This is a genomic window from Klebsiella sp. GFKo11 (assembly GCF_056490265.1).
In genome coordinates, this window is sequence record NZ_CM151369.1 from 707,493 (window position 1) to 719,703 (window position 12,211).

Genomic DNA, 12,211 nt, shown 5'->3' on the forward strand with positions numbered 1-12,211 from the left:
GGTACCAAGGTCGCTATGTTAAGGTGTGAGCACCATAACATACTGGAGAGTAAAGATGGATACGCTCGCCGCTATCAGCCGCTGGCTGGGCAAGCAGCATGTCGTGACCTGGTGCGTCACCCGCGATGACGAGCTGTGGTGCGCCAATGCCTTTTACGTTTATGACCCGGAAACGGTCGCTTTTTATCTGCTCAGCGATGAAAAGACGCGCCATGGTCAAATGACCGGAGTGCGTGCCAAAGTGGCCGGGACGGTCAATGGTCAGCCGAAAACCGTCGCGCTGATCCGCGGCGTGCAGTTTAAAGGTGAAATCCGCCTGCTGGCAGGTGAAGAAGCCGTGGCGATGCGCAAGCGCTACGTCAGCCGCTTCCCGGTAGCTCGCATGCTATCGGCCCCGGTGTGGGAGATTCGTCCCGATGAGCTTAAGTTTACCGATAACACGCTCGGCTTCGGTAAGAAGTTATACTGGCTGCGTGATTCTCCAGCTCAGTAACCTCCGCTTTGGCGTGCAGATCCCTCCGTTTACGACATACTTTCGCTAAGCCGTCCGCTGTTGAATGACGGGTTAGCTGAAGGAGCAATAATGACTCAGGTACTGATAACCGGGGCTACCGGCCTGGTTGGTGGGCACTTACTTCGAATGTTGGTTCAGGAGCCGCGAATCGCCGCGATAACTGCGCCAACCCGTCGTCCGCTAGCTGATGCACAAGGAATTCTCAATCCGCACGATCCGCAATTAAGTGACGCGCTGGCGCAGGTTGTCGATCCGGTGGATATCGTTTTTTGCTGCCTGGGAACGACGCTGCGGGAGGCGGGCAGTAAAGAGGCATTTATTCATGCTGATTATACGCTGGTGGTCGATACTGCGCTGACCGGGCTTCGTCTGGGCGCGAAGCATATGTTGGTGGTTAGCGCGATGGGGGCCGATCCGCATTCAATGTTTTTCTACAATCGCGTCAAGGGCGAGATGGAACAGGCTCTGCGTGCCCAGGTATGGCCGCGGCTAACCTTTGCCCGTCCCTCCATGCTGCTTGGGGATCGTCAGAAGAAGCGGGGCAATGAAGTGGTGTTGGCTCCGCTTTTTCGCCTGCTGCCGGGCAACTGGAAGTCAATCGATGCCCGTGACGTCGCGCGAGCAATGCTCGCTGAAGCCCTTAATCCCTCAGCAGAAGGCGTCACCATTCTGCCATCAGCAAAACTGCGTGAAATCGCTGCCCGCGAGGCGTAGTATTCAGCGCTTCAATTTATAAGCTCACTCTTTGCTGGGGAATGCTATGGCTGGTCAGTCTTCATCTCAGGCGGCATCATCGTTTCAATGGTGGAAACCCGCACTCTTTTTTCTCGTTGTTATCATCGGCCTGTGGTTCGTCAAATGGCAGCCCTATTACGGTAAAGCATTTACTGCGGCCGAGACGCACAGCATCGGCAAATCTATTCTTGCCAATAGCGATGCCAACCCCTTACATGCGGCCTGGAACTACGCGCTAGTTTATTTCCTTGCAGTATGGAAAGCGGCGGTATTAGGTGTTCTGCTGGGGTCATTAATTCAGGTGCTGATTCCCCGCGACTGGCTGCTACGCACGCTAGGACAATCACGTTTTCGCGGTACGTTGCTTGGGGCGGTCTTTTCGCTGCCTGGTATGATGTGCACCTGCTGCGCCGCGCCGGTGGCGGCGGGAATGCGTAAACAGCAGGTTTCTATGGGCGGCGCGCTGGCATTCTGGATGGGTAACCCGTTGCTCAATCCCGCGACCCTGGTGTTTATGGGCTTTGTGCTGGGCTGGCAGTTTGCATTGATTCGGTTAGTCGCCGGGTTGGCGACCGTGCTGGTGGTGGCAACGCTGGTGCAGAAATGGGTAAAAGAGGCGGCGACGCAGCCCTCTAAGGTACCTGAGTTGCCGATGGAAACGACGCAGGATGGTTTCTTCAGCCGCTGGCTGCGTGCACTGTGGACGCTGTTCTGGAATACGATCCCGGTCTATATCCTGGCGGTGCTGGTGCTGGGAGCCGCACGGGTGTGGCTATTCCCGCATGCCGATGGCGTCGTTGATAATACGCTGTTCTGGGTGATAGCGATGGCGATTGCGGGCTGCCTGTTTGTTATCCCGACGGCGGCGGAGATCCCTATCGTTCAGACCATGATGCTGGCGGGAATGGGCGTCGCGCCCGCGCTGGCGCTGCTCATCACACTGCCTGCGGTTAGCGTGCCGTCATTGATTATGCTGCGTAAAGCGTTTCCGGCGAAGGCGCTGTGGTTGACCGGTGGATTGGTGGCGCTATGCGGCGCGGTGGTCGGCGGGCTGGCATTAATCTGATGGTTTTCCCGGAGGCGGCGCGGGCTACGTGACAGTAGACGATGATGAACTAGTAGCCCCGGTAAGGCGTCAGCCGCACCGGGGAGATAATCAGAAGCCGCATTGGATGTGGCATCCCGGAGGCGGTGCGTAGCGCCAGCCGGGATGCATTAGGGCTTATTTGATATAGGTAAAGGCGGTTGTCACGCGAGATACGCCGCTCACCCGGCTGGCGATATCCGCCGCCGCGCGTCCTTCACGATCGGTCACCAGACCCATCAGGAACACTTCACCGTTTTCGGTCGTCACTTTCACGTTGGATGATTTCACCTGGTCGGTTGTCAGAAGCTGGGAGCGGACCTTGGTGGTAATCCAGGTATCCGAAGAGGCGGTACCTAAGCCGATCGGCTGGCCCGAACGCACTTCGTTAAACACTTCCGTTGTCCCTTCAACACCCATAGCAATTTGCTTGGCGCGGGCAGAGAGGTCGGCGACCGGAGTTTGCCCGGTTAACAGAACTTTCCCCTGGTACGCGGTAACGTTAATACGAGCTTGTTTTTTGATTTGTTCATCTTTCGACAAGGCGCTGTTGACGCGCAGCTCAAGCGTACTGTCATCAACCTGAGTCCCCACTGAACGCGGGTCCGTCGCGGCTTTTGTGCCAACGGCTGCCGTTCCGACTACCGCTGCAGCAACGCATCCCTGAAGCAGTAGCGCAGAAAGCAGAATGGCGAGGGGCGAGAGAGCCTTCATGTGTTCTCCTTAATCGTCCTGATGTGGAAAAAGCGTGTTATCAATCAAATCACACAAACAATTGACGGTGAGCATGTGCATTTCCTGAATTCGCGCGCTGCGATGCGAGGGAATTCGGATTTCGACATCCTGCTGACCCAGCAGGCCGGCCAGTTCACCGCCGTCATAACCGGTAAACGCCACGATAGTCATATCGCGGGTGACCGCCGCTTCCACGGCTTTCACGATATCCCGGCTGTTGCCGCGCGTAGAAATCGCCAGCAGTACGTCGCCAGCGTGTCCCAACGCGCGCACCTGCTTGGCGTAAATTTCGTCGTGCAGGCGATCGTTGGCAATCGCGGTTAAGACCACATTATCGGCATTTAGTGCAATGGCAGGTAAACCAGGGCGCTCGGTTTCAAAACGATTAATCATGCTGGCAGCAAAATGCTGTGCGTTGGCGGCGGAAGTACCATTACCACAACAGAGGATTTTGTTGCCGTTCAACAGCGACTGGACGAGCGTCATAGCCGCACGGGAGATGGCGTCCGGGAGTGCTTCCGCTGCTGCAATTTGGGTTTGAATGCTTTCGGTGAAGCAGGCTTTAATTCTATCGAGCACGGGATCCCTTAATTCATATACGCTATTCGCCAAAGGCGTTTTTTAGCCATTGGATGTCGTTTCCGGTGAAGGCTACCACATCGAAACGGCAATCCACAGTCTCAAAACTCCCATTATGTCGGGAGAGCCACAGACGCGCGGCTTTGAGCAGTTTTTGTTGCTTTTGCGGCGTGACGCTGGCGGCGGCATCGCCGTAGTTTGCGCTGCGACGATACCGCACTTCCACAAACACGGTGACGCTGCCGTCGCGCATGATGAGGTCAATCTCGCCGCCGCGTTCATGAACGTTAGCGGCGATAAAACGCAGACCCTGGTTCTCCAGCCAGCGGCGAGCCTGGATTTCCCAGGCATCGCCGGTCTGCTTACTTAGTTGGCTGCGACGATTTGTCCACCCTGGTACTTGAGCCATGACAGTTTCCTGTTGATCACGCAATCCTGCGTGGCCGTGAGATCGCCGGTGTTGCCATTCAATTCAAAGCCGGAAACCTGACGCATTTGTGAGAAATGGTTGGCCAGCGACCAGGCGTCGGCACCCATGGCATACAGGCGCGCCAGCGAGTAGTCGTTGCGAACGGCGGCTAACGCTTGTTGTTGCAGCGCCGGGTTGCTGCCTGCCAGCATCGGGATCTCGCTATATTGTAAGCCTTCCATCTCCAGACGGAAATCAGGACCTGAAGTGCCCTGAGAGCTGCGGGAGCTGGCATACAGCGTCACGCCGCTTTGGCTGCCGTTACGCAGGGCAATCATGGGTTTGATATAGCCAATCTGTTCCGGCGTTGCCAGGATATACGCGGCGTCGACGCTGCCGCCACTGCTGACAGGCACGTCGCTCGGGCTACCCAGGGCGCTATCCTGCGCTGATGGCAGGGTTGATACCGGAGAGCCGCTCAACGAGATACCGCTGTTGACGCTGCCGCGCAGTTCGGCGGTTGAACCTAAACGCTGTTGCAGTACCGTACCGCCGCCCAGCTTCAGCCACTCGTTGGCAAAGGCGCTAACCACCCGATCGCCTAATGCGCCGCGCGGCACCAGAAGCAGCGGAGTCTGCTTGCCCTGATCGTGAATGTGGTGCGCCGCATCGCGGGCTTCATCTTCCGGGGAGAGCGCGAAATAGCAGATATTAGCCCGGCTTTCGACTTTCTCCGGCTGGTTCAGCGCCAGCACGTTCAGTGAAGTATTGCTCTTAATAACATCTTCGACGTTCTCTTTCAGCAGCGGACCAACAACGATAGTTGCGCCGTCCTGCTGCACCTGGGCCAGCAGTTGACTCATCGGCTGGGTGGTGGTGTCGTAAATTTTCAGCTCGGCGGAAGGGTTCGCCGGAGTGGCTGCCACTGTCTGAGTTTGCGGAGCTGTCGTTGCCGGTTGGCTGGTGGTTTCTGCGGTCGCGTCGGTAGTCTGAGGCGTCGAGGACTGGACCGCCGCCGGTGCGGTGACCGGAGCCGCAGTTTGTACCTGGTCGGCTGCCGGGGCCTGTACCGGGGTTTGTGCATTATTGGAGGTGGTGAGATCGGTCACTTCCGCCTGTGACGGACTGACTACTGCGCTATCAGCAACGTTTGCCGCCTGAGCGACCTGAGCAGGCACCGCGCTTCCGGTAACGGCTGGTGCGCCGTTTTTCGCCGCTTCAAAACCCTGCTGGATTGTGCGGCCAAATATCGCCGCCTGACCGTTTAGCGGCAGCAGCAGGGCGATTTTATTGGTCGATGCGGCCTGGTAATTTTGCATATTACCTAACTGCGTGGGCAGCATTTTTGCGCCAGGATTTTGCGGATAGCGGGTCTGCCAGTCTTTAACGCCCGCTTTCAGCATTGTCGGGTCGCTGCGGTTATCAAACCACATGCGCTGCAGATCCAGCCAGCCCTGTAAAACGTTCTCATCGGCGTTAATGACCAGCGCGTTGGCTTGATCCTGGGTCATCGCGGTGAGCGCTGCCCAGGTCGCGTCGATATTCTTCTGCTTTTGCGCAGCCAGGCTCAGCAGCGGCTGTTGGGCAATCAGGGCCCGCAGCAGGTTCAGAGAGGGCTGCCCCTGGCTGGCGTCGATTTGCGCCTGCCAGTAGCGCGGCAGTTGATTTTGCTCAAGGCCTGCTGGGTTGAGTTTGCTCAGCAGCGCCTGCGCGCCCTGGAAATCGTTCTGCGCCAGCTTTACTTCAACCGCCAGCAGCGATTGTTCGCGGCTTTGCGTACTGTTGAGGTTAGACGGTAGCTGATTGAACAGGTCGATGGCCTGCGGTTTCTTACCTTCCTTCAGCAGTGCACGAATGGCGAGTAATTGCCAGTTGGTCTTGCTATCATTCGCGCTTTGCTGCATTTGTTGCAGGTAGTAACTGGAGTCTGCTTGTGCCGTACCCTGCAAATACGCCGTGCTTTGGTCCGGAGTATGGGTGCCGCAGCCAGCAAAGATCAGAGCGGCCAGCAGTACGGGCAGACAACGCACGGGTTTAGAACGAAGAAATGTTGACGGTACCATATGTATCCAGTGATATTTTTTTGGCTCAATGCTCAATATTAAATCGGCAATACGGACGAGACAATGAAACAACACGAATCAGCGGATAATTCTCAGGGACAGCTCTATATTGTACCCACTCCGATAGGAAATCTGTCTGATATCACGCAACGCGCACTGGAAGTGTTGCAAGCCGTTGATTTAGTTGCAGCGGAGGACACTCGCCATACCGGTTTGCTGTTGCAGCATTTCGCGATTAACGCCCGTTTATTTGCGCTTCACGACCATAATGAGCAGCAAAAGGCTGAAACACTTCTGGCGAAATTAAAACAAGGGCAAAACATCGCGCTGGTTTCGGACGCCGGAACGCCATTGATCAACGATCCTGGCTACCATCTGGTGCGCGTTTGCCGTGAAGCCAATATCCGCGTGGTGCCGCTGCCCGGCCCCTGCGCGGCGATCGCGGCGCTGAGTGCTGCCGGGCTGCCTTCGGATCGTTTCTGCTATGAAGGTTTTCTGCCCGCTAAGTCAAAAGGGCGTCGCGATACGCTCAAGGCGCTGGAAGAAGAGCCGCGCACGATTATCTTTTATGAGTCCACTCACCGCTTGCTGGAAAGTCTGGAAGATATCTGCACCGTGTTGGGCGAATCCCGCTACGTGGTGCTGGCGCGCGAGCTGACCAAAACCTGGGAATCGATCCACGGCGCGCCAATCGGCGAGCTGCTGGCGTGGGTGAAAGAGGACGAGAACCGCCGTAAAGGCGAGATGGTGCTGATCGTTGAAGGCTTTAAAGCGCAGGAAGAGGCGCTGCCAGCGGTCGCGCTGCGTACGCTGGCCCTGCTGCAGGCCGAGCTGCCGCTGAAAAAAGCCGCCGCTCTGGCCGCAGAAATTCACGGTGTGAAGAAAAACGCGCTGTATAAGTATGCCCTGGAGCAGCAGGGGTAATATCAGCGACCAGCCGCCTTTTCCTGGCGGGGGCCGGGAAAGGCGGGTTTAGCTACCTTACCGTCGCGGTGAGCGTCACAGAGGCACTAAATGGTCCCGGTTGTAGGACCCCGCCGACCAGGTTAATTGGCCATGCCCTCATTTGAACAGCGCCTGAGGCCGATTTGCCTAACATGAGAGTACCGCCATCAACAGGTTGCATACTGTGTCCCAACTCATCCATCTGGATACCAACGTCTGCGACATTATCTGATTCCCGGCGGCGGGCAGCGACCACGTACTGACTGACGACATCATCACCCTGAGTAATCAGACTGAGCATGTCATCTTTTCCAAACAATGACGTATCTCCGCAATCGTAGGTAATATCAAACTCCACTGGGGTATATCCATCCGGCATTTGGCCTTTGGTAGTGAACTTTGAGGCGCTGATTTGCCCAAGGTCGACCCGAATCACATCGCCTTCGTTGATTTTACAGCTTTGCGGAACGGTAATGCTGCCCTGGAGATACAGACTGGCGACATCTTCGGTTAAACCTCTGGGGTAGGAGGTAGTACTGCTCCAGGCTGCCTTAAGCGTTGCGATATGAGTACTCGGAATCTCCATCCGACCTAAAAAAGCCTTAGAGACGCGAAACGTAATGCTAACGTTACTACCAACGGAGAATGCATCTGCGCGAACATCATCAGGGTCCGCGCTGCACACGCTATTGTTAGTGGAAGCACCAAAAAGACCAGTTCCCTTAACGACTGATGTCAGGTCTGTTGGTACCGGGAGCTCCGGTACGCCGGGGACATCGGTGATAACCGTTTTAATATCCAGGTTATCATTTAATTGTTGGTATCCGCTATAGCTGCTCACAGCTAGCGGGGTGGTTGTGGAATAAAAGAGGTTAACCTTGGTAGCAGCAGGGCAGTTACAAGCTATCTTATAGCTGTCGCCTGATGTGGTGCCGGAGGTCAGATCGATAAACGCTCCCTCCACATTTTGCTCTTTCGTCCAGTCATTGGAGAAGCTAGTGGTAAAACTGCCGGGGCTACCTTCGGCTTCGCAGCCGCCCGTCGCCGCACGTGCTGGCATGGTGGCAAAAAGAGCGAGGGCGATGCCGCCGGTGATAATATAAATCGAATTTTTCATGGTTTTATTCCTTAGCGGCATGGTGTCGTGGCGCGAATAACGGAGGCCGCGCGCTGGCTGTTAGCGGGCAGGCTAAACGTAAACCGGCACTGCTGGTTTTCTTCATTGCCCCAGCGAACGCTCCATGTCTGCGGTTGTTCGTTCACGCCGGTGAGATAGAGCACGCCGCCTTCATCAACAATGCTTTGCTGCTGTTGGCTTTCGCTACTGGCCATCGCGCCAAACGGTAGCGGTTTGCCGTTCCTGTCGGTTAACGCCAGCAGGACTCGTTGACCTACCCTGGCGCTAAATTGTGCGGTAACGGCGGCTCCCTGATTCGGGACCACCAGCTTCATGGTCTGGGTAACGTCAACATCGTCCGGCATCATGGTGGTATCCAGATAGATACGGTTCTCCTGGTAAGAAGTCAGGTACGGGATCACGGCATAACCGAAGTAGTCGGTAGCGATCCCTGGATAGTTTTTGACGCGAATGCCTGAAGCTCCATCCGCATCAATAAGCGCAAAGGCATTACCCAACGGCTGCGACAGGGTGACGCCATGACTGTGAGCCACAATGCCGCCGGACAGGCCATAGCTCATCTGGCGGTTATCGGAGCTGTAATCGTAACCGGCGTTGAACGTGCCGTAGGCGGAACGATAGCTGCCGTAAAGGCTGCTGCCGTTGTTGTCGTTATTCTCGCTCTGACGCTGTTTCAGGGTGTAGCTCAGACGACGATCCTCAAGTAAAGAACCGTTGATCCCCACCTCATGCTGGGTCGATTGATCCTTCTGGCTGGTGATGCGCCAGTTGGCGGTTGCGTGCGGCAGCCAGCGGTCCAGCGGCACGCTGAGGCTGATGGACAGCGAACGGTCGCTATCGCGATCTGCGTAATCAGTAAACTGGCCGCTGACGTTATAACTGACTCCCCACAGATTGCCGTTGAGGCCAATGGACAGGTTTTTGTCTTTTTGCCCTTTATCCCAGTACTCCTGCTGTGAACCGGAAGCGTAAAAGCTGACGCCGGTAAACAGGTTCTGGTTAATGCTGAACTGGATTTCGCTACTCTGGCGATCGCCGGCGTCAATATCCTGCTGGTTAGCATCTGAAAAGGTGAAGTAGCCGCTGCTGGTATAGCGGTAATAGCCCAGCGTTAAATTGGTGCCGGTCTCGGGGATATCTTTAATGTACTGGGTGCGCCAGCTATAGCCGGAATCGCTGTCGCCATCATCAAAGCGGGTATCCGCCCGCCCGATATCCATCGACAGAGCGCCCAATTCTCCCAGCGTTCCGCCGATTCCCACCGTCAGCGCCTGGTAATCCTCAGACCCCGTTACGCCGCCGTATAGTGTAAAAGTGTTGCTCAGGCCGTAAATCGCCGTCGTTTCAATAAACTCCGGCTCTTTGCTGTCCTCAGAGCTTGCCGCCCGAAAGCGCCCGGCGGTGACGCTATATTTGAGATGCCCCGGGCGCTGCATCATCGGCAGTGAGGAAAATGGCTGCACAAAGTGGCGCGTGGTGCCGTCGGCCTCTTCAATCGTAACGTCTAAATCGCCGCTAAATGATGAAGGATAGAGATCGTTAATCTCAAATGCGCCTGCGGGTACGGTGCTCTGGTAAATGGTGTAGCCGTTCTGGCGCACCGTGACGATAGCGCTGGAGTTGGCGATCCCGCGGATCGTTGGCGCAAAGCCGCGCTGGCTATTGGGCAGCATGTTGTCATCGGAATAGAGTCGCGCGCCGGTAAACTGGTAGCTGGAAAACACGCTGCCGTCGGTCGCGCTTTCGCCCATCACCAGCTGTGACTTCAGGCTTTTGATATCCCGCTGCATCCAGGTGTTGATGCTATCCCACTGCGAAGTATCGCTATTGTGCGTCCAGGTGGAGTAGTTACGCAGTCGCCATGGACCAAGGTTAGCGCCGTTTTGCATATTGAGATACTGGCGTTTGTTACGATCGCCACCGTCATAGCGGCTGTCTGAACCGGTAAAGTTATAGTTAGTGAACAGCACCGGCACCCCATTATCCCAGCGGGAAGGGTCAACATAGCCCCTGGCATCGCGGTAAAGCATAATTTGCGGCACGCTCATATTCAGCTTGCCGTGGTTGATATCCAGCTCGCTGCTGCTGTTTGGCACCGTTTGCGCGAGGTCCTTGACGATTGCGGTATCGTCCTGGTTAGCCAGCGTTGGAATTTCATCGACTTTAAAGCCCAGCTCACGCAGTTGTCCGACGGTAAACTGGGGGACAAGCTGATGGTTTTCTCCGGCGACAAAAGGGATTTTGCGCTGTGCTAGTTTCTTATTATTAATAACTATATCAACAATATACTCTCCGGGAAGCTGGGCGTTGTCCTGAGAGAAGGTCGATAGATCTACCGCCTGCTGGCCGCTTTTGCTGGTTTCCAGCAGCGAAGGGTCAAAATAAAAGTCATCCGCCTGTGCGGAATAACATACCAGGCTGCTGCCAGCAAGCATCATCGGCAAAGCGCACTTGACCCTGTAAGAAAGGCGCTTAAGCGCCAGAAAATCTTTTTTCCCTGTCGTGTTGCTCTGCATTCCCTGATTGCCCGTATCCGTTATTTATTGTTATTTACGTCATGCCAGCGTAAGTATTATTGCAATACCCGAGTTTCCTTTTCCGTGGTACCGCCGTAATCATTGATTGCGGCCCACTGAATAGAGTTACCTGATGCGGCAGGTAGCGGAATTTTTTTGTGCTCGCCTGGGGCGATATAGTCAACTTTATCGGTCAAATCTGTTTTACCCAACGCAATACCAGCAAAAACAACGTAATAGGCTGATGGATTATAGACATCTAATGCATTATTCGTACGCTTATACTCTATAGATTTCCATGCATCCTGTGCGTTACCTTTCAGATGTGCCGGGCGATAAAAAAGTTTAATTCTGGTTTTAAATACCAACGTTAAAGCATTGGTTTTACCTGCTTCACTTTTAGATTGTGCTGGAATTGCCCGCACGTTAACGTAAAACAGCGATTCTTTATCTTCCGGTAAATTACCGTCGGTTTTAATAATGCGCAGTGAGGAGTCATCTCCGGCATTCAGGCGAAACAGCGGCGGGGTCATAATAAATGGCCCGCGAACAGTCCCTTGCGGATTATCAATCCACGATTGCAATAAGTAGGGCATTTTACTGCTGTGGTTGGCAACGGGTAGGGCCGCCTCTTTTTTACTGGCGTTGTAAATCACGCGCGTGGTTTGCAGAACGATCCCTCCGGCCAGGCTTTGGCTGGCCCATCCTCCAAGTAACAATGCCAATGCTGCCAGGGTTTTTACTTTCATTCTGCTGCTCCGATAAAAAGGTTTTACCCACCGACAGGTGGGTAAAAGTACAACGAGAGAATTAACGATAATCGATGGTAACGTCGACGGAAGCGTTAGCTTCCCCGGCGGTAATCGCCGATGCTTCTGCGGTAGAGACGTAGTAAGCCTGAAGGTTCACATCTGTTGTTTCGCCTGTAATGTCAAAATAAACAGGAGTGTCATTCAGTTTATTCAGCGCTAACTGGGTACCGTCCGAAGCGCGGTCGATGCGAATACCGACACCGGTTGCTGGCGTGCCTGAGCCCGTCACTGCAACCAGATCGTTATCAGTTCCGGTAGTACCGCTGCTACGTGTTTCCAGCCATAGCTGGAAGGATGCGCTGGTGGTACCGTCAACGTGTTTCCAGGCTTCTGTCGGACAGTTGGTCAAAGGAATGGTGAACTGTGTTGTCGGTGACTTGTCTCCTACGTTTTTAAACTGAGTATTAGAATAATGGCCCAACTCAACGTTCACCGTATCGCCGTTAGCGAATTCACAGGTATTCGTTGTTATTTCACCAGTGAATTCAATGGTACCATCGCTTGCCCAGGCGCTTCCTGCCGATATTGCCAGTAAACCAACTGCAACAGATTTTGCAATTATGTTCATTTTTAACCTCATCCATGTATTATTTTTGCTGATCGTTTTTATGGTGATTTAATTTCACATAAATCACCATGAATAAGATTATATGTGGGTTTTGTTTTTTTTATGAGGAAAAA

General features: G+C 54.6%; 12 protein-coding genes. 4 read left to right on the plus strand and 8 right to left on the minus strand.

All coding sequences use genetic code 11. The features are described from left to right. Window positions 1-55 precede the first annotated feature (55 nt). The 3 genes from AC07P6_RS03410 (at window position 56) to AC07P6_RS03420 (ending at window position 2,315) form a co-directional block, all read left to right on the plus strand. On the plus strand, window positions 56-493 hold the full coding sequence (locus AC07P6_RS03410) for a YhbP family protein (protein ID WP_182235045.1): 438 nt from the start codon (window positions 56-58) through the stop codon (window positions 491-493). 90 nt (window positions 494-583) lie between these two features. Next, the gene (locus AC07P6_RS03415) at window positions 584-1,228 is read left to right on the plus strand and encodes an NAD(P)H-binding protein (protein WP_478315648.1); all 645 of its coding nucleotides are present in this window, start codon (window positions 584-586) and stop codon (window positions 1,226-1,228) included. A gap of 46 nt (window positions 1,229-1,274) precedes the next feature. Further along, on the plus strand, window positions 1,275-2,315 hold the full coding sequence (locus AC07P6_RS03420) for a permease (RefSeq protein WP_478315649.1): 1,041 nt from the start codon (window positions 1,275-1,277) through the stop codon (window positions 2,313-2,315). A 156-nt stretch (window positions 2,316-2,471) separates the two neighbouring features. Here AC07P6_RS03420 and dolP read toward each other — a convergent pair whose 3' ends face one another. Genes dolP through AC07P6_RS03440 form a run of 4 tightly spaced genes read right to left on the minus strand, consistent with a single transcriptional unit; the run spans window position 2,472 to window position 6,119 of the window. Further along, window positions 2,472-3,047: a division/outer membrane stress-associated lipid-binding lipoprotein gene (gene dolP / locus AC07P6_RS03425; RefSeq protein WP_110272898.1), complete on the minus strand. Its 576-nt coding sequence runs from the start codon at window positions 3,045-3,047 to the stop codon at window positions 2,472-2,474. Between the two features lie 9 nt (window positions 3,048-3,056). Continuing rightward, window positions 3,057-3,647 carry a DnaA initiator-associating protein DiaA gene (gene diaA / locus AC07P6_RS03430; RefSeq protein WP_110272899.1) on the minus strand — a complete coding sequence of 197 codons (591 nt, stop codon included), beginning with the start codon at window positions 3,645-3,647 and terminating at the stop codon, window positions 3,057-3,059. Window positions 3,648-3,669: 22 nt separating this feature from the next. Further along, entirely contained in the window at window positions 3,670-4,056 is a 387-nt protein-coding gene (locus tag AC07P6_RS03435; RefSeq protein ID WP_478315650.1) for a YraN family protein, read from the minus strand. After that, window positions 4,014-6,119 (minus strand): penicillin-binding protein activator, encoded by a 2,106-nt coding sequence (locus AC07P6_RS03440; RefSeq protein WP_478315651.1) that lies wholly within the window; start codon window positions 6,117-6,119, stop codon window positions 4,014-4,016. The genes AC07P6_RS03435 and AC07P6_RS03440 overlap by 43 nt, the downstream gene beginning before the upstream one ends. A gap of 63 nt (window positions 6,120-6,182) precedes the next feature. Between AC07P6_RS03440 and rsmI the strand changes: the two genes are divergently transcribed. Further along, window positions 6,183-7,043, plus strand: coding sequence for a 16S rRNA (cytidine(1402)-2'-O)-methyltransferase (gene rsmI / locus AC07P6_RS03445; RefSeq protein WP_142515457.1), 861 nt, complete (start codon window positions 6,183-6,185; stop codon window positions 7,041-7,043). A gap of 52 nt (window positions 7,044-7,095) precedes the next feature. Here the strand turns inward: rsmI and AC07P6_RS03450 are convergent, their stop codons facing one another. The 4 genes from AC07P6_RS03450 to AC07P6_RS03465 all read right to left on the minus strand — a co-directional run bounded on the left by AC07P6_RS03450 (window position 7,096) and on the right by AC07P6_RS03465 (window position 12,098). After that, window positions 7,096-8,181, minus strand: coding sequence for a fimbrial protein (locus tag AC07P6_RS03450; protein ID WP_478315652.1), 1,086 nt, complete (start codon window positions 8,179-8,181; stop codon window positions 7,096-7,098). An 11-nt stretch (window positions 8,182-8,192) separates the two neighbouring features. Beyond that, window positions 8,193-10,718, minus strand: coding sequence for a fimbria/pilus outer membrane usher protein (locus tag AC07P6_RS03455; RefSeq protein WP_434661369.1), 2,526 nt, complete (start codon window positions 10,716-10,718; stop codon window positions 8,193-8,195). Window positions 10,719-10,774: 56 nt separating this feature from the next. After that, window positions 10,775-11,467, minus strand: coding sequence for a fimbrial biogenesis chaperone (locus tag AC07P6_RS03460; RefSeq protein ID WP_434661370.1), 693 nt, complete (start codon window positions 11,465-11,467; stop codon window positions 10,775-10,777). A 61-nt stretch (window positions 11,468-11,528) separates the two neighbouring features. Beyond that, window positions 11,529-12,098, minus strand: coding sequence for a fimbrial protein (locus AC07P6_RS03465; RefSeq protein WP_434661372.1), 570 nt, complete (start codon window positions 12,096-12,098; stop codon window positions 11,529-11,531). Between the last annotated feature and the right edge of the window lie 113 nt (window positions 12,099-12,211).